We start from the raw sequence: 26,007 nt of genomic DNA on the forward strand, positions 1-26,007 counted from the left end.
GTATCGATAGGGCGCGGCTTGCGCCGTCTGCGTTGGACGGCTGCGCATGCAATGCGTTCGCCGCAGTCGCGTTAATTACGGTACGCGGGCAGCTTGCGCATCGACACTCGCCGCATGCGCCCGCACGATTTCGATGAAGCCCGCCAGCACCGGACTCACTTTCGCGGTTCGCCACACGAGCCCGGTTTCGATAGCGGGCACCGACTCGGACAACGGCCGGTACACGACGCCGGTCCGGCGCAGGTTACGCAACGATTGCGGCACGAGTGCGACACCCATGCCGGCCGACACGAGGCTCACAATGGTCTGCATCTGGATCGCCTCCTGCCCGACCCGCGGCTGAAGCCCCGCCACGCCGTAGCAATCCATAATGATGTCATAAAAGCCTGGCGCCAAACGTCTTGGGAAGATGACGAGCGGCGTATCGGAAAGCTCACGCAGGCTGACCGGCGTGTCGAGCCATTCCGCACGCGGGTCGCCGCCACCGCCGCCACTGGCCGCCACGCGCGCCGCCGTATCGGTCGACATGGCGATCACGAGCGGCTCGCGTGCGATCGGCAGCCACGATAGCTGCGCGGCATGGCGCGACGGCACGGGGGCAATCACAAGGCCCGCGTCGATGCGCCCGGCGACGAGTTCGTCCACCTGCACGTCGCTGGTTGCTTCGGTGAGTTCAAGCCGCACGCGCGGATAACGCGCGCCGAAGTCGCGCAGCAAAAGCGGCAACAAGCCGTAGTCCGCCGTCGAAACGAATGCGAGCGACAGCGCGCCCGCCTCGCCGCGCGCAAGGCTCTGTGCAAGCGGCCGCAAGCCCTCCGCACCCGCCAGCAGACGCTGCACTTCCGGCAGCAGATCCGCGCCCACAGGCGTCAATTCAACGGACCGCTTGGTACGCGCGAATAGTTCCACCCCGAGCGTTTCCTCCAGCGCGCGGATTGCCTGCGACAGAGGCGGCTGGGTCATTGAAAGGCGCGCGGCCGCGCGGCCGAAGTGCTTCTCTTCGGCGACGGTCACGAAATAGCGCAACTGACGCAGGTCGGGGACGGCGGGCAGCATGATTAATACATTTTACGACCTATTCGTCCGTCAATAATATATTGGACACGCACATCGCAAAATTGCATTCTTGCCTGACGGGTCCGAACTACACTGGACCGACCAGCAAAACAAACAGACCGGAGATCCTCATGCCCTACAACCGTCGTTCGAAGAACATCACGCAAGGCGTGGCCCGTTCGCCGAACCGCTCGATGTACTACGCACTCGGCTATCAGAAAGAAGATTTCGACAAGCCGATGATCGGCATCGCCAACGGCCATTCGACCATCACGCCGTGCAACGCCGGGCTTCAGCGACTTGCCGACGCTGCCGTGACTGCCGTCAAGGGCGCGGACGCGAATCCGCAGATCTTCGGCACGCCGACTATTTCTGACGGCATGTCCATGGGCACCGAGGGCATGAAGTACTCGCTCGTGTCGCGCGAAGTCATCGCGGACTGTATCGAGACGTGCGTGCAGGGCCAATGGATGGACGGCGTGGTCGTGATCGGCGGCTGCGACAAGAACATGCCGGGCGGCATGATCGGCCTCGCGCGCATGAACGTGCCGGGCATTTACGTGTATGGCGGCACGATCCGTCCGGGCAACTGGAAGGGCACGGATCTGACGATCGTGTCGTCGTTCGAAGCCGTCGGCGAATTCACGGCGGGACGGATGTCGCAGGAAGACTTCGAAGGCATCGAACGCAATGCGTGCCCGTCGACGGGATCGTGCGGCGGCATGTACACCGCCAACACGATGAGCTCGTCGTTCGAGGCGCTCGGCATGTCGCTGCTCTATTCGTCGACAATGGCCAATCCCGATCAGGAAAAGGTCGACTCGGCCGCTGAATCGGCGCGCGTACTTGTTGAAGCCGTCAAGAAAGATCTGAAGCCGCGCGACATCATCACGAAGAAGTCGATTGAAAACGCCGTGGCGGTGATCATGGCGACCGGCGGCTCGACCAATGCCGTGCTGCACTTTCTGGCAATCGCGCACGCGGCGGAAGTGGAGTGGACCATCGAGGATTTCGAGCGCATGCGCAAGAAGGTGCCGGTGATCTGCAACCTGAAGCCCTCGGGCCAGTACGTCGCAACCGACCTGCACAAAGCCGGCGGCATTCCGCAAGTCATGAAGATTCTGCTCGACGCGGGTCTCCTGCATGGCGACTGCATCACCATCACCGGCAAGACGCTCGCTGAAGAACTGAAGGACGTGCCGGCCAAGCCGCGCGCGGATCAGAAGGTGATCTTTCCGATCGATCAGGCGTTGTACAAGGAAGGCCACCTCGCGATCCTGAAGGGCAACTTGGCCGAAGACGGCGCGGTCGCGAAGATCACGGGCCTGAAGAACCCGGTGATCACGGGTCCGGCCCGCGTATTCGACGACGAGCAAAGCGCGCTTGAAGCGATTCTCGCCGACAAGATCGTTGCCGGCGACGTCGTCGTGTTGCGCTACCTCGGCCCCAAGGGCGGACCAGGCATGCCGGAAATGCTCGCGCCGACTTCGGCGATCATCGGCAAGGGTCTCGGCGAAAGCGTCGGCCTCATCACCGACGGACGTTTTTCGGGCGGCACGTGGGGCATGGTAGTCGGTCACGTCGCACCCGAAGCATTCGTTGGCGGCACCATCGGCCTCGTGCAGGAAGGCGACTCGATCACGATCGACGCGCACAAGCTGCTCTTGCAACTGAATGTCGACGACGCCGAACTTCAGCGCCGCCGCGCCGCATGGCGACAGCCGCAACCGCGTTATACGCGGGGCGTGCTGGCGAAGTACTCGGCCCTTGCACTGCCGGCCAACAAGGGTGCCATAACCGGCTGAAGCAACGAGCCAGGACCGCACTCGCGGTGACCAGCAAGCCTGAAGTGAGGTCAAGACCTACGTAAAAGTGAAAGGGGCGCACGAAAAACCGTGCGCCCCTTTCCTTTTATAATGTTCTGACCACAAGCCGGGCAACCGCACCGGCGGAGACCAGAATGAAATCAATGTCGTGTACGGCGCTCGCAACGGCTGCTGCATTCTTGACCACGTCGATCGGCATCAGCCCGGCCGCGCATGCCGAGGTGCCCATGGGACTCGCGCTTGCCCAACAGCAGAACTGCATGAGCTGCCACTCGGTCTCGCGTCCGTTCATGGGGCCGGCGCTGCACGATGTCGCCGCGAAATATGCCGGCCGCGAAGACGCCGCTATCTACCTGAAGCACAAGATTCTGGACGGCAGCACTGGCGTATGGGGCCCGGTTCCCATGCCCGCGAATACGCAACTTACGCCCGAGCAGGCGGCTGCGCTGGCGGGCTGGGTGCTCACGCTCAAATGATTGCGGTTGATTGATTGGCCGGGGCGTGAGCGTGGCTCGATGCGTCGCGCCACGCTCGCGACGCCGTTGCGTCGACTGTCACGCGCCGCCCGATCGCCGGGCAATCTCCGCTTCAACCGCTTCGCGTACCCAAGCGGTCATTTGGTTTTCAAGAGTCGATACGACTTCGCGCGTGATCTGATCGACGAGCCGCGTCGCGTGCTCTTCGACAGCGCTGCGACAGCGTGCTTCGATGACGCCGCGCCCCTCGCCCGCAAGGAATCCCGCGACCCGCTCACGCAGCCGCTCGGCGATGCGTTCGGCATCGATATCGGACTGTCCGTGCGCGTCCACTTCCTGAGCGATATCCGGCGGCACCGTCGCGGCTGCTTCAAACGGCGGCGGCGGTTCCGTCCGATCAAACGTGGCCGCGGACGCCGCCAGCGCGTCGTCATGCGTGTGGCCGGCTTCGGCCGAAACATGCGGCCGCGGTTTGTTCGTGGCATGAGCATGATCGGCCGTCGAACGCGCCTTATCGGTTACGGCAGCGTTAGCCCCAGTCCCCAAAGGCTGCGGCGCAAGCACCGGCTCCGGCGCACGCGTTTCTTCCGGTGTGAGGACCGGCTGCGGCGCGAGTTCGGGCTCCGTTGTGACGTCCGGCTGACGAAGCGCTTCCGCTTCGCGCAGCGGCGTTTCGGCCGGCGCGGCGGCGCCGGCCTGCGGCTCGCGACGTTGCGCCACATGGCCCGGCACCAGCACCTCGCTCAGAACCGGGATGGAGTTATCGTTGGGATCGGACACCTGCGCCCTCCGTGTTTGAGTCGTAGCGAAAGCAGGCCGCGTATGCGCCGAATCGCCTCGACAGGGCACAACGCGACGCGGAGCGGAAACCTAACCGCCCTGCTTGTAGTTGTTCAAAGCATAGCCGCGATCGCGATAGAAGCGGTAGCGTTCGCGGCCCGCAGCGAGCTCGTCGTGTGCGTTACCGACCACTTCCAGCAATCTTTCGAAGCGCGCGAATTGCGCGGGCACGCTCGCACCCAGATTGAGCAGCACCTGATGATGAGGGACGTCGTCGAGATTCGTGGCCAGCACGATCGGCGTTTGCGCGGCGAGCGGGGTGCCGGCCATGCAGTGCGGCACGAAGTCGAGCGCGGAAAAGGTCCACAGCTGTTCGTCGAAAGCGCGCAGGCGCTCCGGCTCGGCCACGACGATGGTGGGCTGTCCCGCCTGATACGCCTTGCGCACCAGGCGGCATGCATACAGCAGCGAGTCGCCGACGTTCGAGTGAAAGTCGATTCTCGTCATCGGCAACTCCTTCTGACGCCGGGTGCGATCCCTCGCACACGTGCCACGCGTGCAACGTTACTGCGATGCGTCATTGCGCGGCGCGACCGTCCGCGGCCCGGTCGATCAGGAACTGCGCGAGAAGCGGCACCGGACGGCCCGTCGCTCCCTTCGCCGCCCCGCTCTTCCATGCGGTGCCGGCGATGTCGAGATGCGCCCACGGATACGCGTCGGTGAAGCGCGACAGAAAGCACGCCGCCGTGACGCTGCCCGCCGGACGCCCGCCGATGTTGGCAAGATCGGCGAAATTCGACTTCAGCTGTTCCTGATACTCGTCGTCGAGCGGCAGGCGCCAGGCCGGATCGGATGCCTCACGCGATGCGTCGAGCAACTCGCCCGCGAGCGCGTCGTCTTTCGAAAAGAGGCCGCTGTTGTGATGGCCGAGCGCGATGATGCAAGCGCCCGTGAGCGTGGCGATGTCGATCACCGCGGCCGGCTTGAAGCGCTCCGCATAAGTGAGCGCGTCGCACAAAATCAGGCGCCCTTCGGCGTCGGTGTTCAGCACTTCGATCGTCAAACCCTTCATGCTGGTGACGATGTCGCCCGGCTTGGTGGCCGTGCCCGAGGGCATGTTTTCGACTGCCGGAATGATGCCGACCACGTTGATGTTCAGGCCCAGCTCGGCGACGGCGCGCAACGTGCCCAGCACCGACCCGGCGCCGCACATGTCGTACTTCATCTCGTCCATGCCTTCGCCTGGCTTGAGCGAAATGCCGCCCGTGTCGAACGTCACGCCCTTGCCGACCAGCACCACCGGCGCGGCCTTGGCGGCGCCGCCCTGGTACTGCAGCACGATGAACTGCGCAGGTTCGACCGAGCCGGCCGTGACCGACAGGAACGAGCCCATCTTCAGCGCTTCGCACTGTTTTTCGCCGAGCACTTCGACCTTCAGCTTCCAGTCTTTGGCAAGCTTCTTCGCCGTGTTCGCGAGATAGGTCGGCGTGCAGACGTTACTCGGCAGATTGCCGAGGTCGCGCGTGAGATCCATGCCGTTGGCAAGCGCCGCGCCCTGCTTCGCCGCGAGCTTGGCGGCTTTCTCGTCGCCCGTATTCACGCTGAAGACAATGCGCTTCAGTGCGCGCGCAGAGTTGTCCGGCTTGCTCTTCATTTGCGTGAACTTATAGGTCAGTTCGCGCAGCGCGAGGATCGCGGCGCGCACGCCCCAGTCGGCCGAACGCTCGAGGATAGGCAGTTGGGCCAGCGTGAAGGTGACCTGCACGACCTTCGTGGCGAGCAGCGCGCGCCACGCCGCGCGCACGGCTTCGCCATAGGCTTTCTGACCGAAAGCGTCCTGTTTGCCGAGGCCCACGAGCAGCACGCGCGACGCGCCGATACCCGAGACTTCATGCAGGAACAGCGTGGTGCCCGCTTTGCCGTCCATGTCGCCCGCCTTGATGATGCGGGTCAGGAGGCCCTTGGTGGCTACGTCGATTTCGAGTGCCGCGCCCGAGAGCGTTTGCGACTCGAACACGCCGATTACGATGCAATCGGATTTCCCGGTGAGGAAACCGTTTGACGAGCCTTTGGTCCAATCACAGGCTTTTATGCTAAAGTCCATCGCGCTTGTCCTCGGATAAAATCTGGGCTTAGGATGAAAGCCGCAATTATCCGCTATTTTTCCCGCGGCGGCTGCACCGGAGGCGTGACGGGAAGCAACCCGCGCGTCGCTGAGAGCGCCCCCTCTCGTCATCAATAATGATCTTCGAACGCTCCCTCCAGCGCGAACTCGCGTATACGGCTGGTGCCGTGTTCATGGTTCTCCTCACGCTCGTGCTGACCACGATGATGATCCGCATCGTCGGCTTCGCGGCGCAGGGCGAAATCGACCCGCGCGACGTGCTGGTCCTGATCGGGCTGACCGTGATCGGTTATCTGGCCATCATGCTCGTCGCCACGCTGTTCGTGTCGATCCTGTTCGTGCTGACACGTTGGTACAAAGACTCCGAGATGGTCGTGTGGCTGTCTTCGGGCGTGAGTCTCACGCGGTTCATCAAGCCGATCGGCATCTTCGCCACGCCGATCATCATTCTCATCATGTTCTTCGTGTTCGTCGGCTGGCCGTGGTCCAATCAGCAGAGCAAACTGATCCGCGCGCGTTTTCAACAGCGCGACGAAGTTTCGCTACTTGCGCCCGGCCAGTTCCGCGAATCGGCGAGCACTCACCGCGTGTTCTTCATCGAAAAGATGTCGCCCGACCAGGGCCATGTCGAGAACGTGTTCGTGACGAGCACGGAAAACGGCAAGGTTAACGTGGTCGTGTCCAAGAACGGCCACACCGAAACGCATAAGAACGGCGACCGCTTTGTGGTTCTGGAAAACGGCCGCCGCTATGAGGGCGAACCGGGACACCCGGATTTCCGCATCATGGAGTTCGAGCGTTACGGCGTCAAAATCGAGAGCCAGCCGGTCGTCAATACGACGAGCACCACCGGCACGCCCACGCTCACGCTGCTGCGCAATCCGACGAGAGAAAATCTCGCGGAGTTCGCCTGGCGCGCCGGCCTGCCGCTCATCGCGATCAACCTGATGCTGCTCGCCATCCCGCTTGCGCATCAGAACCCGCGGCGCAGCCGCACGATCAATCTTGTCATGGCCGTGCTGATCTATCTGACCTATTCGAATCTGTTGAACGTCGTCCAGTCGTGGATCGAGCAAGGCAAGATGTCGTTCGGGGTTGGACTCGTGAGTCTGCATGTGATCGTGGCTGCGGTTGTCGCATTCATCTTCTGGCTGCGCGTGCGCAACCGGCCGCTGTTCACGCGAGCCATGTTCACCCGTTCGCAGGGAGCGTGACCGATGCGCATCTATGAAAGGTACTTCGCGCGTCAGATCTATCTCACGTTCATCTTCATTCTGTTCGCGTTTTCGGGCTTGTTCTTCTTCTTCGACCTGATTAACGAACTGAACTCGGTCGGCCACGGCAACTATAAATTCCAGTACGCGGTACTGCGCGTGGCGCTGCAAACGCCGTCGCGCTTCTACGAAATCATTCCCGTTGCCGCGTTGATCAGCGCGATCTACGTGTTCGCGCAAATGGCGGCGAACTCCGAGTACACGATTTTCCGCGTGTCCGGGCTCGCCACCAATCAGGCATTGCGCTCTCTGCTGAAGATCGGCATTCCGCTCGTGTTTCTCACGTATCTGATCGGCGAAGTGGTCGGTCCGTACACCGATCAGTTGTCGGAACGTGTGCGGCTGGAGGCGCTGGGGTCGTCGGTATCGAGCAACTTCCAGTCGGGCGTGTGGGTGAAAGATACGCTCACGGCGCGCGCGGACGGCGAGCAGGTCACGCGCTTCGTGAACGTCGGCGAACTGAAGCCGGACGCGACAATCAGTAACGTGCGGATTTACGAGTTCGATTCGAAGTTCCGGCTCTCGAATGTGCGCATTGCGAAGACCGGCGTATATCAGCCGCCGGGGCATTGGCAATTGACCGGCGTGACCGATACACAGTTAATCGACGTGCCGCCGCCCCCGGGCACGCCGGCCGACGCGCTCAACCCTGTGTATCGTGCAAAGCAGGTTGCGCTGCCTGAATATTCGTTGCGCTCGGAGCTTACACCGCAGATTCTTTCGGTGCTGCTCGTGTCGCCGGACCGCATGTCGATGTTCAATCTGTTCCGCTATATCCAGCATCTGACCGAGAATCATCAGGACACTCAGCGTTACGAGATCGCGCTGTGGCGCAAGGTGCTGTATCCGTTCGCCGTGTTCGTCATGCTGGTGCTGTCGCTGCCCTTCGCGTATCTGCATACGCGGGCCGGCGTGGTCGGCATGAAGGTGTTCGGCGGGATCATGCTCGGCATGAGCTTCCAGTTGTTCAACACGCTGTTCTCGCATATCGGCACGCTCAACACCTGGCCCGCGCCGCTAACGGCGGCAACCCCAGGGCTGGTGTATCTGGTGCTGGGTCTCGTCGGGTTGAAATGGGTTGACCGGCACTAGGAGCCTTTGTCATGGCTACGCATGGATTGGTGTTGTTCGGGCATGGCGCGAGAGATGCGCGCTGGCGCGAGCCGTTCGAGAGGCTGGCGCAGAAGTTGACAGCCGCACGAGCGCACGACGTAGAGACGCAGGCGGTGAGCCTGGCCTTTCTGGAATTGATGGAACCGGACTTGCCCACGGCTATCGGACAGCTTGCTACGCAAGGTTGCGCGCTCGTCACCGTGGTGCCCGTGTTCTTCGGGCAAGGCGGACATATCAGGAAGGACCTGCCCGAGTTAATCGAGCGGTGCCGGGGGCTGTACCCGGCTGTCGAAATTCGCTGTGCGGTGGCGGTCGGTGAAGACGAAGCGGTTCTGGACGCAGTCGCAGCGTATTGTTTGCGGCAGATCTGAGAACGTTGTTTTGCTTCGCCGATTGGCGACGCGTTCCGCCCGGGGCCGAGCGACGCGCGACGCCTCGAGTCCAAAACGCAGTCGAAAACTTAAGCCGCCACCAACGTCCCACTCGCAGACCGAAACGCGCTGATCTGCCGCTCAGCAAACGCCTCCCCAATCATCACCAAACTCGGCTGCGAAACATCGACCCATCTTTGCGCTTCGCCAGCAGCAAGCTTGTCGAGCGTCAGCGTCAACATCCGCTCACGCTCGGTACTGCAGGCCTCGACAATCGCGACAGGCGTGGAAACCGGCTTGCCTGCATCGATCAATTGCTGCGCAATCTCAACGCCGCTATCGCGGCCCATGTAAAACACGAGCGAATCGGCGTTCACCTGCTCGCGGATTTCGTCGGAGCCCGGCGCGCGGCTGAACGTCGCCAGCGCGACGCTGCGCGATACGCCGCGCAACGTCAGCGAGCGCTTCAGCGAGGCCGCGCTAGCCAGCGCCGCCGTAATGCCGGGCACCACCTCATACTCGATGCCGGCCGCCTCGAGAGCGCGCATCTCCTCATCGGCGCGACCGAACAGCATCGGATCGCCGCCCTTCAGGCGGACCACCACCTCGTGCTCCAACGCGGCATCCACGATCTGCTTGTTGATGAACTGCTGCGCCGTCGATAGTTGTCCGCAGCGCTTGCCCACCGCAATCCGGCGCGCGCACGACGGCGCGTAATCGAGCATCGCGGGCTCCACCAGCGCGTCGTGCAGGACCACATCGGCGGTCGCGAGAAGCCGGGCGCCGCGCACCGTAATCAGGTCCGCAGCGCCCGGTCCAGCACCGATCAGATAAACCTTACCCATTTGCCTCAGCCTGTTCGTCAGGAGCGTTCGCGGTGCGCGGCTGCGCCAATCATTACGCGGAAAACGCCCGGATCATGCCGGCCGCGACCGTGTGATGCGTCGCTTCGTCGATCAGCACGAAGGCGCCCGTGCCCTGATGCGAGTCATACACGTCGCACACCAACGGCTTTTGCAACGTCAACGCTACGCGGCCAATATCGTTCATCGCCAGTTCGCGGCGATCGGTCGACTGCGACAGCGTATGCACGTCGAGCACTTCCTTGATCGCGCCGATGCGCGCGAACACCGTATTGGTGGTCTGCTTCAGCAGATACTTGCGTTGCGTGGAAAGCGGCGTGTCGTCGAACCAGCACAGGTCGGCTTCGAGTTTCTTCGCCGGCTCCGGAGCCGCTTCGCGCAAGACGAACGTATCGCCGCGCGACACGTCCACGTCTTCCGCGAGACGGATCGTCACCGTTTGACCGGCGAACGCGCGATCCACCTGCGCCGTGCCGCCGACCACCGGCGCGATGATCTCCGCAACCGTCGCTTCGCGGTTGGCCGGCAACACGACGATCGTGTCGCCCACCTTGACCTCACCCGCTTCCACACGGCCCATGTAGCCGCGGAAATCGTCGGCCTGGCTGCCGTCCTGACGCGCCACCCATTGCACCGGGAAACGCAGCGCCTGGCCCGTCGGCACTTCGACCGGCAACGCTTCGAGCAGATCGAGCAGCGGCTCGCCCGCATACCACGGCATGCTTTCGCTCGCCGTCACGATGTTGTCGCCCTTCAGCGCCGACACCGGCACAAAACGCACATTCGTCAAGCCGAGCTGGCGCGCGAGATCGACATACGCGTCGCGAATCTCGTTGAACCGCGCTTCGCTGTATTCGACCAGATCCATCTTGTTGATCGCAACGATCACGTGCTGCAAGCCGAGCAGCTTGACGATCGCGCTATGACGCTTGGTTTGCGGCAGCAATTGCGCGACGCCGTCGACGAACGTCACCCGCGTTGCGTCGACCAGAATGATCGCCGCGTGCGCGGTCGACGCGCCCGTCACCATGTTGCGCGTGTACTGCTCGTGGCCCGGCGTATCGGCAATGATGAACTTGCGCTTCGCGGTCGCGAAGTAACGATATGCGACGTCGATCGTAATGCCCTGCTCGCGTTCGGCTTCGAGGCCGTCGGTCAGCAGCGACAGATCGATTTCGTCGCCTACGGTGCGCTTATTCTTGGCGCGCGACAGTGCGGAAAGCTGATCGCTCAGAACGGCTTTGCTGTCGTACAGCAGGCGGCCGATCAACGTGCTCTTGCCGTCGTCCACGCTGCCAGCGGTAATGAAGCGAAGCACGCCGAGGTCTTCCGGTTGATGAATATTCATGATTGCATTGCCTCGTGTGCTTAGAAATAACCCTGCTTCTTACGCTGTTCCATCGCGGCTTCGGAGACCTGATCGTCCATGCGCGTCGCGCCGCGTTCCGTGATTTCTGTCACGGCCGTTTCGGCGATGATCTTCTCCAGATCGTCCGCATCGCTCTCGACCGGGCACGTGCAGCTAATGTCGCCCACGGTGCGAAAGCGCACTTGTGCCGTTTCGCTGACTTCACCTTCGCGCATCGGCGTGAGCGGCGTGACCGGCACGAGCAGGCCATTGCGTCGCACGATCTCGCGTTGATGCGCGTAGTAGATCGACGGCAGTTCGAGCTTTTCGCGAGCGATGTATTGCCATACGTCGAGTTCCGTCCAGTTCGAGATCGGGAACACACGCAGATGCTCGCCGTTGTGCAGACGGGCGTTATACAGGCTCCACAGTTCCGGGCGCTGCGCTTTCGGATCCCACTGGCCGAACTCGTCGCGGAACGAGAAAATGCGCTCTTTCGCACGGGCTTTCTCTTCGTCGCGGCGCGCGCCGCCGATCAGCGCGGTATAGCCGTGCTGTTCGATGGTTTCGAGCAGCGTCACGGCTTGCGCCGCGTTGCGCGAATCCGTTTCGCGGCGCAAACGCACCGTGCCGCGCTTGATCGAATCTTCAACGTGACCGACCACCAGTTCCGCGCCGATCTCTTTCGCGCGACGGTCGCGGAAGTCGATCACTTCGTCGTAGTTATGACCGGTGTCGATATGCACGAGCGGGAACGGCAACACGGTCTTGCGATTTGCGCCGATGCCGAAGGCCTTAAGCGCGAGCGCGAGCACGACGACCGAGTCCTTGCCGCCCGAAAACAGCAGCGCGGGCTTGCTGCATTCGGCAACCAGTTCGCGCAGGATATGAATCGACTCGGCTTCGAGCCAATCGAGGTGATCCATCCGGTTCGCCGTGTTGGCAAGCGGAGCGTTGACAGTGGAATCGAGCGTGGTGCTCATGTTTGGGTCCTTCGTTGATTCGCTTGTCGAGCGGTTGCCCGTGAAAGCGCTGATATTCATTTCGGTATGTGCGGCGTGAATTGGCAAAGCCAAGTCTTCGACGCAACACAAGTGAGGCAATGCGTCAGGCCGGAGCGTTCTCGCCGCGGTCCACTGCAATCGGCGTAATCGTCGTGATGTGGAGCCCGCATTCCTTCGTATCGCGCGACTCCCACCACCAGCGACCTGCCCGGCTATCTTCGCCCGGACGCACCGCACGCGTGCAAGGCTCACAGCCAATGCTCGGATAACCGCGCGCATGCAGCGGATTCACCGGCACGTCGAACGCTTTCAGATAGTCCCAGACCTCAGCCTCGGTCCAGTCGGTCAGCGGATTGAACTTCGCGATGTTGCGCGCGGCGTCGTGTTCTTCCTCGTGCAATTCGGCACGCGTCACCGACTGCTCCCGACGCTGGCCCGTCACCCACGCGCTGACATCCGACAGCGCACGGTTCAACGGCTCGACCTTGCGGATTTCGCAGCAGCGCTTGCGCAGATCGACGCTCTCATAGAAAGCATTCAGCCCATGCGACGCGACGTATTCGTCAATCGCGGCAGCCTGCGGATGAAACTGCTCGATGTCGTAGTCATAGCGCTCTTTCACACGATCGATCATGCCGAGCGTCTCGGCATGCAAGCGGCCCGTATTCAACGAAAAGATGCCGATCTTCACGCCGCGCGACAAGATCGCATGCGTGAGCAACATGTCCTCGGCGGCGAGACTGCTTGCGAGCTTCACGTTCGAGTGACGAGCGGCAATCGAATCGAGCAGCGCGTCAAGGCGCTCGACCTTCGCCGCAAGTTCCGGTGTGAGCGATTGCAACGAGGTGGCGCTCATGCCGAAACCTTTTGCGAAGCAGAAGACGAAGCTGCGCGGCGGCGGAACAGCGGCGACGGCTCGTCGAACGCGCCCTGGTATTGCACGGTGAAGTCGTCGAATGCTTTCAGCGCGTCGCCGATGTCCTTGTCCGCGCGCACTGCAAAAGCGTCGAAGCCGCAACGGAACATCAAACGCACCTGGTCGCGCAGCACGTCGCCGATCGCGCGCAGTTCGCCCTTGTAGCCATAACGCTCACGCAGCAGGCGGCCGATGCTATAGCCGCGGCCGTCACGGAACACCGGGAAGTCCACGGCGATCACGGCAAGCTTGTCGAAGTCACCGGCAATGTCCGCCGGCTCGCTGTCCGGCGCGAGCCACACGCCCAGCTCCGCGGCACTGCGCGAAGCGCTCAATGCATCGCGCTCTGCCTGCCACAACGCGAGCGGCACCAGCACGCGGCCAGCCGGCAGTTCGTTCACCGCGGGCAGCGAGCCGTCTTCCGCCGGGCGCACGAGCGTCCAGTCATCGTTGACGATCGCGCGGTTCTTGATGATAGAAGCCATCTGTTCTGTATCCTTTGCGCGGTTACGCGTGAGCCGGTTGACGCGACGCGTACACGCGTTCCTTGAACGGAGCCATGCCGATGCGGGTGTACGTGTCGATGAAACGCTCGCCTTCATGGCGGTTTTCAACGAACGTGTCGATCACCTTCGTCATCACGTCCGGCATTTCTTCCGCCGAGAACGACGGGCCGATCACGCGGCCCAGCTGAGCGCCGCTTGCGCCTGTACCCTGTTCGCCGCCGAGCGTCACCTGATACCACTCCGAGCCGTCCTTATCGACGCCCAGAATGCCGATATTGCCGACGTGGTGATGACCGCAAGCGTTGATGCAACCCGAGATGTTCAGCGATACGTCGCCCACGTCGTACACATAGTCGAGGTCGTTGAAACGCTCCTGAATGGCGAGCGCAATCGGAATCGACTTCGCATTCGCGAGCGAGCAGAAATCGCCGCCGGGGCACGCGATGATGTCGGTCAGCAAGCCGATGTTCGGCGTTGCGAAACCTTGTGCCTTGGCCTTTTCCCACAACGCGAACAGGTCGCGCTTTTTGACGTTCGCGAGAATCAGGTTCTGTTCGTGCGACACGCGGATCTCGCCCAGCGAGTACTCGTCGGCCCAATCGGCGACCGCTTCCATTTGCGCGTCGGTCGCGTCGCCCGGCGCGACTACGCCGTTCTTCAGCGACAGCGTGACCGCTGCATAGCCCGAAATCTTATGCGGACGCACATTGCGCTCGACCCAGCGGGCGAACGCGCGGTTTTCCAGCAGATGCTTTTCGAACGAAGCGTCCGTGTCGGCGAGCTTCTCGTACACCGGCGGCTGGAAGTATTGCGACACGCGATCCAACTCGGCCTGCGTGAGCGTCGAAGGGCCGTCCTTCAGGTGCTGCCATTCTTCCTCGACCTGCGCGGCGAACTTCTCCGGGGAGAGCGCCTTCACGAGAATCTTGATGCGCGCCTTGTACATGTTGTCGCGGCGGCCGTAGCGGTTGTACACGCGCAGCACGGCTTCGCTGTACGTCAGCAGGTGTTGCCATGGCAGGTCTTTGCGGATCACCGCGCCGACGATCGGCGTGCGGCCCAGACCGCCGCCCGCCAGAATGTCGACCACGAGTTCGCCCTGAGCATTGCGTTTCACGTACACGCCCATGTCATGAATCTGCACGGCGGCACGGTCTTCGTGCGAACCGGACACGGCGATCTTGAACTTGCGCGGCAGCCACGCGAATTCGGGGTGGAACGTCGACCATTGACGCAGAATTTCCGCCCAGGGACGCGGATCGACGAATTCGTCCGGCGCCACGCCCGCGAACTGATCGGCGGTGATGTTGCGGATGCAATTGCCCGAGGTCTGAATGCCGTGCATCTGCACCGACGCGAGCTTGCGCAAAATCTCCGGCGTTTCCTCGAGCTTGATCCAGTTGTACTGGATGTTCGAACGCGTGGAGAAGTGGCCGTAGCCCCGGTCATGCTCGCGCGCGATCTGCGCGAGCATGCGAAGCTGGTCGCTGCGCAGATTGCCGTACGGAATCGCGATGCGGTGCATGTACGCGTGGCGCTGGTAGTACAGGCCATTCTGCAGGCGCAGCGGACGGAACTCCTCTTCGCTCAATTCGCCCGACAAACGGCGGCGAACCTGATCGGCGTACTGCGCGACCCGTTCATCGACGATGGTCTGGTCGTACTGATCGTATTGGTACATTCGGGGACCCCAATTTTTTTGCGTTACCGCGTGACACGAGGCGATCCGGTTTCGCCGCGCTCTGAACATCCGTGTTTGTCAGCTGGATCGAGTCAGGGTTTAGACCTATCTCTCATTTGCTTATAACAAATACAGATATCCATATTGAAAAAGATGGACAGATCGTAATAAACTCGCCTTATATTTCAAACGACTAAAAAATTCTTTTGATATGCGGAGAGGTTATATATGAACCTGCATCAGTTCCGCTTCGTCCGCGAGGCTGTGCGGCAGAACTTCAACCTGACCGAAGCAGCCAAGGCGCTGTATACCAGCCAGCCAGGCGTTTCGAAGGCCATCATCGAGCTCGAGGACGAACTGGGCGTCGAAATCTTCACCCGTCACGGCAAGCGCGTTCGCTCGCTCACCGAGCCGGGCCGGATCATTCTTCAGTCGGTTGAGCGGATCTTGCAGGAAGTGGAGAGCCTGAAGCGCGTCGGCAAGGACTACGCGGCGCAGGACCAGGGCAACCTCGTGATCGCCGCCACGCATACCCAGGCGCGCTACTCGCTGCCCGCCGCCATCGCCGAATTCAAGAAACGCTTTCCCAAGGTTCACCTTTCGATACTGCAAGGAAGCCCGACGCAGGTCGCCGAGATGGTGCTGCACGACCAGGCGGACCTCGCCATTGCGACGGAAGCGATCGCTAACTATAAGGAACTGGTCTCGCTGCCGTGTTTTCAGTGGCACCACGTGGCGGTGATGCAACCGGACCATCCTCTGCTCGATCGCAAACTTTTGTCGCTGGACGATCTGACCCAGTATCCGCTGATTACCTACGACAACGCGTTCGCCGGGCGCACCAAGATCAACGAGGCGTTCCGGCTGCGCGGGCTGAATCCCGACATCGTGCTGGAGGCCATTGACGCCGACGTGATCAAAACCTACGTGGAACTCGGTCTCGGCGTCGGCATCATGGCGGACATTGCTTTTAACGCCGAGCGCGACCGCCATTTGCGGGCAATGCCGGTCGGCCACCTGTTCGGCAGCAATGTGACGCGAGTCGCGCTCAAACAGGGCGCGTATCTGCGCAGTTATGTGTACACGCTCGTTGAACTGCTGTCGCCGAGCATGAACCGCAAGCTGATCGAACAGGCGCTCAAGGGCGAACACGAAACCTACGAACTTTGAAGTCACAACCGCTTCCTGCCATCCCGCTACGGAGACCCATCGATGACGTCGCATAACAACAAACTTCGCGGCCTCGCCGCTCTCGGCGCTCTTTTGTTCGCCACCGCCGCACACGCCGACATCAAGGTCGGCATCGATCTGTCGAGCACCGGCCCCGCCGCGGTGATCGGCATTACGAGCAAGAACGCCATGCTGATGTGGCCGGCCACCATCGCCGGCCAGAAAGCCGATTACATTTTCCTCGACGACGCCTCCGACCCCGGCGCCGCCGTGCGCAATATCCGTAAGCTGATCAACGAAGATCACGTCGACGTGATCGTCGGCCCGAACATCACGCCGGCGGCAATGGCCGCGCTCGATCCGGTTGCCGAAAGCCAGACGCCGATGATCACCCTGATCGGCTCGGCGAGCGTCGTCGAGCCGCAGGAAGGCAAGAAGGTGTGGGCTTACAAGATGGCGCAGACCGACAGCGCGATGGCCGACGTGATGACGCGCTACATGTCGAACCACAACGTAAAGACAGTCGGTTTCATTGGTTTCGCGGACGGCTACGGCGAGAGCTGGCTCAACGAGTTCAGCAAATTCGCGGCGCTGCGCCACATTCAACTGGTCGCGACCGAGCGCTATAACCGCACCGACGCTAGCGTGACCGGCCAGATTCTCAAGCTGATGGCCGCGAAACCCGACGCGATCCTGATCGCAGGCGCAGGCACGCCGACCGTGTTGCCGCAGCGCACGCTGATCGAGCGCGGTTTCAAAGGGCCGATCTACCAGACGCATGGCATCGCGACGCCGGAATTCATCAAGCTCGGCGGCAAGGACGTGGAAGGCACGCTGTTCCCGACGCAGCCGGTCGTGGTCGCGCGCACGTTGCCGGCCGATCATCCGGCGAAAAAGGCGGCGCTCGCGTTCGCGAACGAGTACGAGGCGAAGTACGGGCCGGGCAGCGTCACGCAATTCGCGGGCGATGCAGCGGGCGTTTATCCGCGTTTGCAGGACGCGGTGACGCGCGCGCTCAAGGCCGCGCAGCCGGGAACGGAGGCCTTCCGCGTCGCGTTGCGCAACGAACTGGAACACGCGCATGAACTGGTGGTGCCGAACGGCGTCGTCAATACGAGCGCGAAGGACCACGTGGGACTGGATCAGCGCGCGAGCGTGATGGGCATCATCAGGAACGGCAAGTTCGTTTATCTGAGTCAGTAAGCCTTTCTGCGCGTGCGCAAGCTCGAGCGGCGCCGCGGGCTCGGCCTCGCGCCCCGCAACCTCCGTGTAGCATGCTGATGGCCAGCTTGCGGTGAGCGCGGGCTCAGGCTAACTTGCCGATTGCGCGATGAGCGCGCGGCGCGCCCGCCTCTCGGGCCGCCGCCTCTCAGGCCACCGCCGATCCGCGTGTATCGCCAATCCGTGAAGTCCGTCAGACCGCGCATGCTAAAGACCAAAAAACGCATCATCATCGCCGCCGTGGTTGCCGTCGTGATTCTCGCCATCGCGATAGGTCAGGCAATCAGAAAACGCGAGACGCCCGCCGCCGCGGCGGACACGGCATCTTCCGTGATCGAATTTTCTCCCGACGATCTCACCACGGTCAGCCGCCGCTCGCTCGTCCAGACGCTGCCTCTCACCGGCTCGCTGCGCGCCGTCACGCAAGCCGCCGTCAAATCGAAAGTCGCCGGTTCGGTACTCGAAGTCGCCGTGCGCGAAGGCGACGCTGTGCAGAGCGGCCAGATTCTCGCGAAGATCGATGCGCGCGACTACGTGGCGCGCGCCGAGCAAAGCCGCGGTCAGATGGCCGCGATGGTGGGGCAACTGGACATTGCTAGGCAAACGCTCGAAAACAATCGCGTGCTGGTGGAGAAAGGCTTCATCTCGAAGAACGCGTTCGACACTGCGCAAAGCCAGTACGAGATCGCGCGCGCGAATCTCGATGCGGCGCGCGCGGCGCTCGCGTCGTCGAATCTGTCGCTCGCCGACACCGTGGTGCGCTCGCCGCTCAACGGGCAGATTGCGTCGCGTTCGGTTGAGCCAGGCGAAAAGGTCGCCGTGGATACCAAGCTCTTCGATGTGGTGGATCTGCGCACACTCGAACTCGAAGCGCCGGTGCCGGTCGGCGAGATTGGCCGCGTACGGATCGGGCAGCCAGTGCAGATCATGTTCGACGGCATCGACGGGCCGGTACAAGGCGCCATCACTCGCATCAATCCCGCCGCGCAGCCCGGTTCGCGCTCGATCATGGTGTATGTCAGGGTGGCGAATCCTTCGGGCACATTGCGTGTGGGTATGTTCGGCACCGGCACTATCTCGGTCGGCAGCAGGGAAAACGTGCTGGCAGTGCCCGCCACCGCCGTGCGTACCGACGCCGCGCGCCATAGTGTCTATGCGCTCGTCGGCGGCAAGCTCGTGGAACAACAGGTGCAGACCGGAATCACCGGCGACGCCGACGGCGGCACGTGGACCGAGATCGTCAGCGGCCCGTTGGCCCCCGGCCAGCAGATCGTGAAGAACAATCTCGGCTCGTTGCGCATCGGCAGCACCGTGCATATGGTGCCCGCGGCGGGAGCCACGGCGCCTGCATCCAGGCCAGTTCCAGTCCCAGCGCCGGCCACCGGCGCGTCCGGCTCCGGCCAGCGCTGAGCGGAGCCCTCGCCCATGTGGTTCACCCGCATCAGTATCGGCAACCCGGTGCTCGCCACGATGATGATGATGGCCTTCCTCGTGATAGGTCTCTTCTCGTATCAGCGGCTCAAGGTCGATCAGTTCCCCGACATCACGTTCCCGATCGTCGTCGTGCAGACGGCGTATCCGGGCGCATCGCCCGAATCGGTCGAGTCGGACGTTACGCGCAAGATCGAGGAAGCCGTCAACACGATCAGCGGCATCGATCAGATCACGTCGCGTTCGTACGACGCGCAATCGGTCGTGATCGTGCAGTTCGATCTCGCGGTGGACGCGGTGCAGGCCGCGCAGGACGTGCGCGACAAGATTGCACTAATCCGCCCCGACCTGCGCGACGGCGTCAAGGAGCCGCGCGTATTGCGCTACGACCCGGCTGATATGCCGATCGTGACGGTTGCGGTCTCGAATGCGCCGGGCGCGTCGCTGTCCACGCGCGATCTCACCACCGTCGCCGATCAGATCGTGCGCAAGCGGCTGGAGACCGTGCGCGGTGTCGGCTCGGTGTCGCTTGTCGGCGGCGTGAAGCGGCAAGTGCAAATCGACGTGAACCCGCAGAAACTGCAGGCGCTTTCGGTCGGCGTGGATCAGGTGATCCGCGCGGTGCAGAACGAGAACCAGGAGATTCCAGCCGGGCCGCTCACGTCGAACAGCGTCGAGCAGACGGTGCAGGTAAAGGGCCGCTTCGAAACGCCGGCCGACTTCAAGCGGATCATCGTCGCCCGGCGCGGCGCGCAGTCGGCGATCCCTACGGCTTCGTCCACCTCGCAGCCGGTGACGCTAGATCAGGTTGCCGACGTGATCGACGGTCAGCAGGAAGCGGACAGCATGGCGCTGCTCAACGGCCGGCGCGCGTTGTTTCTGTCGATCATCAAGGCGCAAGGCGAGAACACGGTCGACGTCGCACATGGCGTGCGCGCGGAAGTCGCGCGCTTGCAGCCGCAGTTGCCGCCAGGCGTGAAGCTCGACATCACCGACGACTCGTCGATCAACATCGAAGAGAGCGTAAATGAAGTGAAGCGCACGTTGTTCGAGGGCGCTTTGCTGACGGTGTTCATCGTGTTCCTGTTTCTGGGCTCGTGGCGCAGCACGGTTATCACAGGCCTTACGCTGCCGATCGCGCTCATCGGCACGTTCGCGGTGATGTACGCGTGCGGCTTCACGATCAATGTCATTACGCTGATGGCGCTGTCGCTATGCGTGGGCCTTCTGATCGACGACGCAATCGTGGTGCGCGAAAACATCGTGCGGCACGTTCAACTCGGCGCCGACCATCGCACGGCAGCGCTCGACGGCACGAAAGAAATTGCACTGGCGGTGCTCGCGACGACCTTCTCGATTGTCGCGGTGTTTTTGCCGGTCGGCTTCATGGGCGGCATCATCGGCCGCTTCTTCCATCAGTTCGGCATCACGGTTGCCGCCGCCGTGCTGATTTCGATGTTCGTCTCGTTCACGCTCGATCCGATGCTCTCGTCGATCTGGCCGGACCCCGATCTTCACGACGCGGACACAGGCCGCAAAGGCTATCGTTACGGCCGTTTCGTCGAACGCTCGCTACACCTGTTCGACAAGCAGATTGCGCAGCTGAGCGCGCTCTATCAACGCCTGCTCGGCTGGTCGCTCGAACATCGGGCGATCACGCTCGTAGTGGCCGCGGCGACTTTTTTCGGCAGCCTGCTTCTCGTGCCTTTTGTCGGCACCGAGTTCGTGCCGAACGCGGATTTCTCGATCACGAAGATCGGCTTGAACACGCCGGTGGGCACGTCGCTCGAAGCCACGTCGAAGAAGGTCCAGCAGGTCGAGGCGATTCTCGCCACTTACCCGGAAGTGCGCTACACCTATGCAACGGTCAACTCGGGCAACACGCAAGGCAAGAACAACGCGCTCATTACCGTGCGGCTGAAAGACCGGCGCGACCGCACACGCGGCGTGGCCGAACTGAATCAGATGTTCCGCGCGCGGCTCGCATCGGTGGCGGGCGTGACCGTGACCGAAATCGGCATGCCGGACGGCGCGGGAAGTACGAAGGCGATCCAGCTCAGCTTGCAGGGCGACAACATGGACGAACTGCGCCGGCTCTCCGAGGAGGCGCAGGCTCGCATGCGCAAGATCCCCGGCCTCGTGGATCTCGATTCAAGCCTGAAGGCCGACAAGCCAATCGTCGCGATCAATGTGAGGCGCGAACTCGCATCCGACCTGGGCGTGGGCGTGGCGGACATCGGCACTGCATTGCGGCCACTGCTTTCGGGCGACGCGATCAGCACATGGCGGGCGCCCGACGATCAGGACTACGACGTCAGCGTGCGCTTGCCGCGCGAGCAACGCGAAAACATCGACGATCTCTCACGGTTGATGATCGCCACCAATCGCACCGACTCGAACGGTGCGCCGGTGCTCGTGCCCCTGCGGCAGATCGCGGACATCGTGAAAACGACCGGCCCGGACGTGCTGAATCGCCGCGACCTGCAGCGCGAGGTCATGCTGACCACGAACGTGAACGGCCGTTCATCCGGCGAAGTCGCGTCGGACATTGCGAAGACGCTCGACGCGATGCATCTGCCCGCCGGTTACCGCTACCGCTTCGAAGGTTCGACCAAGAACATGAACGAGTCGCTGGTGTTTGCAGTCGAAGCGCTCGCGCTCGCAGTGATTTTTATCTACATGATTCTCGCCTCGCAGTTCGCGAGCTTCGCGCAGCCACTCGCGATCATGGCGTCGCTACCGCTTACGCTGATCGGTGTGCTGGTCGCACTGCTGCTGTTCGGCAGCACGCTCAACATGTTTTCGATCATCGGCTTCGTGATGCTGATGGGGCTCGTCACCAAGAACGCGATCCTGCTTGTCGACTTCGCCAACCAGGCGCGGCGCGGCACGCTGCTCGACGCCTCGGGCAAAGGCCGCGTGATGGAGCGGCGCGAGGCTTTGCTCGAAGCGGCACGGGTGCGCCTGCGACCAATTCTAATGACCACGCTCGCGATGATCTTCGGCATGCTGCCGCTCGCCGCCGCGCTCGGCGAAGGCGGCGAGCAACGCGGGCCGCTCGGGCAGACAGTGATCGGCGGGGTGATTACGTCGTCGATATTGACGCTCGTCGTCGTGCCTGTCGTGTACACAGTGCTGGAAGATTGGGCGGACTGGTTGCGCCGGAAGTTGCGGCGCCGCGCGGGCTGAGCCGCGGGGCGTCGGCGAAATTGTTAAAGTAATAGTCTTTCCCTGATCAGCGGTCCCATACCATGCGCACCACGCGAGCCATCCACGCTGTCGAGCGCTTGAAAACGCGCAGCGGCAATCCGCAGTTCGCCGCGATCAGCCTTTCCGGCGGCCTCTTCTATCTCGTCGACAAATCGGGCGGCACCGACAAGAAAGTCTCCGATCCGCTCGCGCTCGACGACTTCGTCAAGTTTGTCGATGCATACGGTCCGCAAAAACCGCGCAAGGCGAGCAAGCTCGACATTGCGTTCGAAGCCCAGATCAAGAAGAGCAAAGGCGGATGAAGCGTGGAGCCATGCAGCGACCGCGTGGCTTTACGACTTCTCGATCTCGCGCCATTGTCCGTCTGCAGCGCTGCTCGCGAGCACTGCATCGATAAAGCGCAGACCCGCCACGCCGTCCTCCACCGTCGTGAGCAGCAGGCTTTCGGCCGGCAACGCGCGGCCCTCGTCCAACGCTTGGATCTGCAACGCGGCGTCCTTATACAACTGCGCGAATGCTTCGAGATAACCTTCAGGATGACCCGGCGGCACGCGCGTTGCGTGGATCGCACTCCCGCCGCTTACGCGTCCACGCGTCAGGCGTTCCGCTGCCCCGCCGAGCGGTGTCAACCACAATTCGTTGGGATGCTCCTGGTCGAACGAAATGCCCGCTTTGGTCCCATAAACGCGCAGACGCAAAGCGTTTTCCGCGCCGCTCGCGACCTGGCTTGCCCATAGCATGCCGCGCGCGCCGTTCGCATAACGCAGCATCGCCTGCACATGATCGTCGATGCGGCGCCCCGGCACGAACGTGTGCAACTCGGCGGAAAGCGCGGCGGGCGTCATACCCGTAACGAAAGCGGCAAGGTGATACGCATGCGTGCCGATATCGCCGAGACAGCCCGCCGGGCCCGCTAACGCCGGATCCGTGCGCCAGCCGGCCTGCTTGTTCAACCCGCCCGTTTCGATCGGTTCGGCCAGCCAGTCTTGCGCGTATTCGACCTGTACGACGCGTATCTGCCCCAGTTCGCCTGCTTCGACCAACTCGCGCGCATGACGCACCAGCGGATAGCCGGAATAAGTATGCGTCAGCGCGAAAAGCTTGTTCTTCTGATGCGCGAGTTTGGCGAGCGCTTCGCCTTCGGCAAGTGAAATAGCAAGCGGCTTATCGCACACCACATGAATGCCGGCTTGGAGAAACGCGGTGGCAACCGGCGCATGCAGATGGTTCGGCGTCACTATCGCGACGGCGTCGATACCGTCGTCGAGCGCTGCTTCCGCTCGCGCCATTTCCTCCCAGTCAGCGTAGCTACGCGCAATGCCCGCCTCGGCGGCGCTCGCTCGCGCACGCTCGGGATCGGACGACAACGCGCCGGCAACGAGTTCGAAACGATCGTCGAGGCGCGCCGCGATCCGATGCACCGCGCCGATGAACGCGCCCTGTCCACCGCCGACCATACCCAATCTGAGTCTTCTGGATGGCATCTTGTCCGCTCCTTTTGCTTACCGCTGGCTCACTGTTGCAATCAGCGCCCTCAGATGCCGAGCACGCGCTTTAACTGCGCTGCATCGACGCCGCTGCCCGCGAAATCGTCGAATGCATGCTCGGCCACGCGAATGATGTGCTCGCGGATAAACTCCGCGCCTTCGCGCGCGCCGTCATGTGGATGCTTAAGCGCGCATTCCCATTCGAGCACCGCCCAGCCGGGGAAATCGTATTGCGCCATTTTGGAAAAGATCGCGCGAAAATCGATCTGGCCGTCGCCGAGCGAGCGGAAGCGCCCCGCGCGCTCCACCCAGCCGCTATAACCGCCGTACACGCCTTGCCTGCCATTCGGCCGGAACTCCGCGTCCTTCACATGAAACGCCTTGATGCGCTCGTGATAGATGTCGATGAACGCGAGGTAGTCGAGTTGCTGCAGAACGAAATGGCTCGGGTCGTAGAGGATATTCGCGCGCGGATGCCGGTTCACTCCATTCAGGAAGCGCTCGAAGGTCACGCCGTCGTGCAGGTCCTCGCCGGGATGCAGTTCGTAGCACACGTCCACACCCGCTGCTTCGAAGGCATCCAGAATCGGCGTCCAGCGGCGCGCGAGTTCGTCGAACGCGGCCTCGATCAAACCGGTTGGACGCTGCGGCCACGGGTACACATACGGCCACGCCAGCGCGCCGGAGAACGACACGTGCGTGGTCAGCCCCAGGCGCTGCGACGCCTTCGCCGCCAGCTTCAATTGCTCGATGGCCCATTGCGTGCGAGCTGCCGGGTCGCCACGCACATGCGGCGCGGCGAAGCCGTCGAACAATGCATCGTAAGCGGGGTGCACGGCCACGAGCTGCCCTTGCAGATGCGTCGACAACTCGGTAATCGTGACGCCCGCGTTATCCACCGTCTCGCGCAGTTCGTCGCAGTACGCCTGACTCGACGCCGCCTGTTCGAGATCGATCAGGCGCGCATCGCACGGCACCTGAATGCCCTTGAAACCGAGCCCCGCAGCCCAGCTAGCCAGATGCGCGAGGTTGTCGAACGGCACTTCGTCGCCCATGAACTGAGCGAGAAAAATCGCCGGACCTTTGATGGTTCTCATCGTATGGTTCCTTTAGCGGGGTGCGCTGTCTGCCTACGCGCCCCGCTGCCAATAGACGGTGCAAAGGCTCAGAACGGCGAGTCCGGGAAATAGAACTGCTGCGCGTTCTCCTTCGTGATCAGCACCGACGGAATGATCGTGGTGGCCGGCAGCTTCTCGCCCTTCAGGCGTGCTTCAGCGGTGAGCTTGATTGCGTCGTAGATGAATTTCGGCGAATACGACACGTCCGCCTGAATGCGCGGTGCGCCGTCCATCACATTCTTCACCATGCCTTTCGAACCCGCGCCGCCGAAAACGATCTTGACGTCGCTGCGCTTCGCCTGGTCGATCGCCTTGAGCACGCCGACCGCCATGTCGTCGTCGGCGGCCCAGACTGCGTCGATGTGCTTGAAGCGCGTCAGATAGTCCTGCATGACCTTGAACGCGTCGTCGCGATTCCAGTTCGCGTATTTCGCGTCGAGAATCTTGATGTTCGGATAGCCCTTCAGCACGCCGGTAAACGCGGTCCATCGTTCATTGTCGAGCGTCGTCGGAATGCCGCGCAGCGCGACAATGTCGCCTTTGCCGTCGAGCGCTTTCGCCAGATATTCGGCGGGAATCCTGCCGAACGCGGTGTTGTCACCGGCCACGTAGGCATCCTGCGCGCTGGTGTCCGTCAAGCCGCGATCCACCACCGTCACATACACGCCCTTCTTCTTCACCTGCGCGACCGGCTGCGTGAGCGAAGCCGATTCGAACGGGAAAATCACAAGCGCATTGATCTTGTTCACGGTGACCAGATCCTGCAACTGGTTTGCCTGTTCAGGCGCTCCGGCCGCTGTCTTCACGATGACTTTCAGATTCGGATGTTCTTTCTCGAGATCGGCCTTCGCCTTGTTCGCCCACCAGACGATGCCGCCCGTGAAGCCGTGGTCGGCTGTCGGAATCGCGACGCCCAGCGTGACCTTGTCATCGGCTCGTGCAGCGCCTGCGGTGCCCATTATCCCCAACGCCAGCATGCCGGCGCCGATCGCTCGAATGACCTGCTTCATGGTTGTGTCTCCAATTTGTGC

The 26,007-nt window shown here is 62.6% G+C and carries 23 protein-coding genes; 10 read left to right on the forward strand and 13 right to left on the reverse strand.

Annotated features, from left to right (window positions below; genetic code table 11):
• Nucleotides 1–75: 75 nt before the first annotated feature.
• On the reverse strand, nt 76–1,056 hold the full coding sequence (locus BCA01S_RS03365; protein ID WP_027775697.1) for a LysR family transcriptional regulator: 981 nt from the start codon (nt 1,054–1,056) through the stop codon (nt 76–78).
• Nucleotides 1,057–1,187: 131 nt separating this feature from the next.
• Here BCA01S_RS03365 and ilvD point away from each other — a divergent pair, with 131 nt between their 5' ends.
• Nucleotides 1,188–2,861, forward strand: a complete 1,674-nt coding sequence (gene ilvD / locus BCA01S_RS03370) for a dihydroxy-acid dehydratase (RefSeq protein ID WP_027775698.1) — start codon at nt 1,188–1,190, stop codon at nt 2,859–2,861.
• 155 nt (nt 2,862–3,016) lie between these two features.
• Nucleotides 3,017–3,358, forward strand: a complete 342-nt coding sequence (locus tag BCA01S_RS03375; protein ID WP_027775699.1) for a c-type cytochrome — start codon at nt 3,017–3,019, stop codon at nt 3,356–3,358.
• Between the two features lie 78 nt (nt 3,359–3,436).
• Here the strand turns inward: BCA01S_RS03375 and BCA01S_RS03380 are convergent, their stop codons facing one another.
• The 3 genes from BCA01S_RS03380 to BCA01S_RS03390 all read right to left on the reverse strand — a co-directional run bounded on the left by BCA01S_RS03380 (nt 3,437) and on the right by BCA01S_RS03390 (nt 6,242).
• A complete protein-coding gene (locus tag BCA01S_RS03380) occupies nt 3,437–4,138 on the reverse strand; it encodes a DUF2486 family protein (protein WP_027775700.1) in 702 nt (233 codons plus the stop codon).
• 90 nt (nt 4,139–4,228) lie between these two features.
• A complete protein-coding gene (locus tag BCA01S_RS03385) occupies nt 4,229–4,645 on the reverse strand; it encodes a DNA polymerase III subunit chi (RefSeq protein WP_020065155.1) in 417 nt (138 codons plus the stop codon).
• A 70-nt stretch (nt 4,646–4,715) separates the two neighbouring features.
• Entirely contained in the window at nt 4,716–6,242 is a 1,527-nt protein-coding gene (locus BCA01S_RS03390; protein WP_027775701.1) for a leucyl aminopeptidase, read from the reverse strand.
• A gap of 137 nt (nt 6,243–6,379) precedes the next feature.
• Here BCA01S_RS03390 and lptF point away from each other — a divergent pair, with 137 nt between their 5' ends.
• From lptF to BCA01S_RS03405, 3 genes are read left to right on the forward strand one after another with little or no spacing between them, the layout of a single operon-like run.
• Nucleotides 6,380–7,477, forward strand: coding sequence for an LPS export ABC transporter permease LptF (gene lptF / locus BCA01S_RS03395; protein WP_027775702.1), 1,098 nt, complete (start codon nt 6,380–6,382; stop codon nt 7,475–7,477).
• Between the two features lie 3 nt (nt 7,478–7,480).
• Nucleotides 7,481–8,629, forward strand: a complete 1,149-nt coding sequence (lptG, locus tag BCA01S_RS03400; protein ID WP_027775703.1) for an LPS export ABC transporter permease LptG — start codon at nt 7,481–7,483, stop codon at nt 8,627–8,629.
• A gap of 11 nt (nt 8,630–8,640) precedes the next feature.
• Nucleotides 8,641–9,021 (forward strand): sirohydrochlorin chelatase, encoded by a 381-nt coding sequence (locus BCA01S_RS03405; protein WP_027775704.1) that lies wholly within the window; start codon nt 8,641–8,643, stop codon nt 9,019–9,021.
• Nucleotides 9,022–9,110: 89 nt separating this feature from the next.
• On the opposite strand, the gene cobA is transcribed toward BCA01S_RS03405, so the two are convergent.
• The 6 genes from cobA to BCA01S_RS03435 form a co-directional block, all read right to left on the reverse strand.
• Nucleotides 9,111–9,866, reverse strand: coding sequence for a uroporphyrinogen-III C-methyltransferase (gene cobA / locus BCA01S_RS03410; RefSeq protein WP_027775705.1), 756 nt, complete (start codon nt 9,864–9,866; stop codon nt 9,111–9,113).
• 52 nt (nt 9,867–9,918) lie between these two features.
• Nucleotides 9,919–11,235 (reverse strand): sulfate adenylyltransferase subunit 1, encoded by a 1,317-nt coding sequence (locus BCA01S_RS03415; protein ID WP_027775706.1) that lies wholly within the window; start codon nt 11,233–11,235, stop codon nt 9,919–9,921.
• A gap of 17 nt (nt 11,236–11,252) precedes the next feature.
• Nucleotides 11,253–12,215, reverse strand: a complete 963-nt coding sequence (gene cysD, locus BCA01S_RS03420; protein WP_027775707.1) for a sulfate adenylyltransferase subunit CysD — start codon at nt 12,213–12,215, stop codon at nt 11,253–11,255.
• 124 nt (nt 12,216–12,339) lie between these two features.
• Nucleotides 12,340–13,092 (reverse strand): phosphoadenylyl-sulfate reductase, encoded by a 753-nt coding sequence (locus tag BCA01S_RS03425; protein ID WP_027775708.1) that lies wholly within the window; start codon nt 13,090–13,092, stop codon nt 12,340–12,342.
• Complete coding sequence (locus BCA01S_RS03430; RefSeq protein WP_027775709.1) at nt 13,089–13,637, reverse strand: DUF934 domain-containing protein; 549 nt, start codon at nt 13,635–13,637, stop codon at nt 13,089–13,091. Before BCA01S_RS03430 ends, BCA01S_RS03425 begins: the two co-directional genes overlap by 4 nt.
• 22 nt (nt 13,638–13,659) lie before the next feature.
• Nucleotides 13,660–15,339, reverse strand: a complete 1,680-nt coding sequence (locus tag BCA01S_RS03435) for a nitrite/sulfite reductase (RefSeq protein ID WP_027775710.1) — start codon at nt 15,337–15,339, stop codon at nt 13,660–13,662.
• A 228-nt stretch (nt 15,340–15,567) separates the two neighbouring features.
• Here BCA01S_RS03435 and BCA01S_RS03440 point away from each other — a divergent pair, with 228 nt between their 5' ends.
• The 5 genes from BCA01S_RS03440 to BCA01S_RS03460 all read left to right on the forward strand — a co-directional run bounded on the left by BCA01S_RS03440 (nt 15,568) and on the right by BCA01S_RS03460 (nt 22,673).
• A complete protein-coding gene (locus BCA01S_RS03440) occupies nt 15,568–16,509 on the forward strand; it encodes a CysB family HTH-type transcriptional regulator (protein ID WP_027775711.1) in 942 nt (313 codons plus the stop codon).
• Nucleotides 16,510–16,551: 42 nt separating this feature from the next.
• Nucleotides 16,552–17,712 carry an ABC transporter substrate-binding protein gene (locus tag BCA01S_RS03445; protein WP_027775712.1) on the forward strand — a complete coding sequence of 387 codons (1,161 nt, stop codon included), beginning with the start codon at nt 16,552–16,554 and terminating at the stop codon, nt 17,710–17,712.
• A gap of 222 nt (nt 17,713–17,934) precedes the next feature.
• Nucleotides 17,935–19,140 (forward strand): efflux RND transporter periplasmic adaptor subunit, encoded by a 1,206-nt coding sequence (locus BCA01S_RS34375; protein WP_042317825.1) that lies wholly within the window; start codon nt 17,935–17,937, stop codon nt 19,138–19,140.
• Between the two features lie 15 nt (nt 19,141–19,155).
• A complete protein-coding gene (locus tag BCA01S_RS34380) occupies nt 19,156–22,350 on the forward strand; it encodes an efflux RND transporter permease subunit (protein ID WP_042317827.1) in 3,195 nt (1,064 codons plus the stop codon).
• A gap of 62 nt (nt 22,351–22,412) precedes the next feature.
• Nucleotides 22,413–22,673 carry a hypothetical protein gene (locus BCA01S_RS03460; RefSeq protein WP_027775713.1) on the forward strand — a complete coding sequence of 87 codons (261 nt, stop codon included), beginning with the start codon at nt 22,413–22,415 and terminating at the stop codon, nt 22,671–22,673.
• Between the two features lie 30 nt (nt 22,674–22,703).
• On the opposite strand, the gene BCA01S_RS03465 is transcribed toward BCA01S_RS03460, so the two are convergent.
• The 3 genes from BCA01S_RS03465 to BCA01S_RS03475 form a co-directional block, all read right to left on the reverse strand.
• The gene (locus tag BCA01S_RS03465; RefSeq protein ID WP_027775714.1) at nt 22,704–23,855 is read right to left on the reverse strand and encodes a Gfo/Idh/MocA family protein; all 1,152 of its coding nucleotides are present in this window, start codon (nt 23,853–23,855) and stop codon (nt 22,704–22,706) included.
• A gap of 50 nt (nt 23,856–23,905) precedes the next feature.
• Nucleotides 23,906–24,955, reverse strand: a complete 1,050-nt coding sequence (locus BCA01S_RS03470; RefSeq protein ID WP_027775715.1) for a sugar phosphate isomerase/epimerase family protein — start codon at nt 24,953–24,955, stop codon at nt 23,906–23,908.
• Between the two features lie 68 nt (nt 24,956–25,023).
• Nucleotides 25,024–25,986, reverse strand: a complete 963-nt coding sequence (locus BCA01S_RS03475) for a substrate-binding domain-containing protein (protein WP_027775716.1) — start codon at nt 25,984–25,986, stop codon at nt 25,024–25,026.
• Nucleotides 25,987–26,007: the final 21 nt, after the last annotated feature.

Origin of the sequence: Paraburkholderia caledonica NBRC 102488 (assembly GCF_000685095.1) — a bacterium.
Taxonomy (GTDB): Bacteria; Pseudomonadota; Gammaproteobacteria; order Burkholderiales; family Burkholderiaceae; genus Paraburkholderia; species Paraburkholderia caledonica.

Bases quoted from the DNA above. Each gene is read 5' to 3' on its own strand.
- BCA01S_RS03425 (WP_027775708.1), bottom strand. From the start codon at position 13,092: ATGAGCGCCACCTCGTTGCAATCGCTCACACCGGAACTTGCGGCGAAG.
- BCA01S_RS03430 (WP_027775709.1), bottom strand. From the start codon at position 13,637: ATGGCTTCTATCATCAAGAACCGCGCGATCGTCAACGATGACTGGACG.
- BCA01S_RS03375 (WP_027775699.1), top strand. From the start codon at position 3,017: ATGAAATCAATGTCGTGTACGGCGCTCGCAACGGCTGCTGCATTCTTG.
- lptF (WP_027775702.1), top strand. From the start codon at position 6,380: ATGATCTTCGAACGCTCCCTCCAGCGCGAACTCGCGTATACGGCTGGT.
- BCA01S_RS34380 (WP_042317827.1), top strand. From the start codon at position 19,156: ATGTGGTTCACCCGCATCAGTATCGGCAACCCGGTGCTCGCCACGATG.
- cysD (WP_027775707.1), bottom strand. From the start codon at position 12,215: ATGAGCACCACGCTCGATTCCACTGTCAACGCTCCGCTTGCCAACACG.
- BCA01S_RS03460 (WP_027775713.1), top strand. From the start codon at position 22,413: ATGCGCACCACGCGAGCCATCCACGCTGTCGAGCGCTTGAAAACGCGC.
- BCA01S_RS03440 (WP_027775711.1), top strand. From the start codon at position 15,568: ATGAACCTGCATCAGTTCCGCTTCGTCCGCGAGGCTGTGCGGCAGAAC.
- BCA01S_RS03470 (WP_027775715.1), bottom strand. From the start codon at position 24,955: ATGAGAACCATCAAAGGTCCGGCGATTTTTCTCGCTCAGTTCATGGGC.
- lptG (WP_027775703.1), top strand. From the start codon at position 7,481: ATGCGCATCTATGAAAGGTACTTCGCGCGTCAGATCTATCTCACGTTC.
- BCA01S_RS03390 (WP_027775701.1), bottom strand. From the start codon at position 6,242: ATGGACTTTAGCATAAAAGCCTGTGATTGGACCAAAGGCTCGTCAAAC.
- BCA01S_RS03385 (WP_020065155.1), bottom strand. From the start codon at position 4,645: ATGACGAGAATCGACTTTCACTCGAACGTCGGCGACTCGCTGCTGTAT.
- BCA01S_RS03365 (WP_027775697.1), bottom strand. From the start codon at position 1,056: ATGCTGCCCGCCGTCCCCGACCTGCGTCAGTTGCGCTATTTCGTGACC.
- BCA01S_RS34375 (WP_042317825.1), top strand. From the start codon at position 17,935: ATGCTAAAGACCAAAAAACGCATCATCATCGCCGCCGTGGTTGCCGTC.
- BCA01S_RS03445 (WP_027775712.1), top strand. From the start codon at position 16,552: ATGACGTCGCATAACAACAAACTTCGCGGCCTCGCCGCTCTCGGCGCT.
- BCA01S_RS03475 (WP_027775716.1), bottom strand. From the start codon at position 25,986: ATGAAGCAGGTCATTCGAGCGATCGGCGCCGGCATGCTGGCGTTGGGG.
- BCA01S_RS03435 (WP_027775710.1), bottom strand. From the start codon at position 15,339: ATGTACCAATACGATCAGTACGACCAGACCATCGTCGATGAACGGGTC.
- ilvD (WP_027775698.1), top strand. From the start codon at position 1,188: ATGCCCTACAACCGTCGTTCGAAGAACATCACGCAAGGCGTGGCCCGT.
- BCA01S_RS03405 (WP_027775704.1), top strand. From the start codon at position 8,641: ATGGCTACGCATGGATTGGTGTTGTTCGGGCATGGCGCGAGAGATGCG.
- cobA (WP_027775705.1), bottom strand. From the start codon at position 9,866: ATGGGTAAGGTTTATCTGATCGGTGCTGGACCGGGCGCTGCGGACCTG.
- BCA01S_RS03465 (WP_027775714.1), bottom strand. From the start codon at position 23,855: ATGCCATCCAGAAGACTCAGATTGGGTATGGTCGGCGGTGGACAGGGC.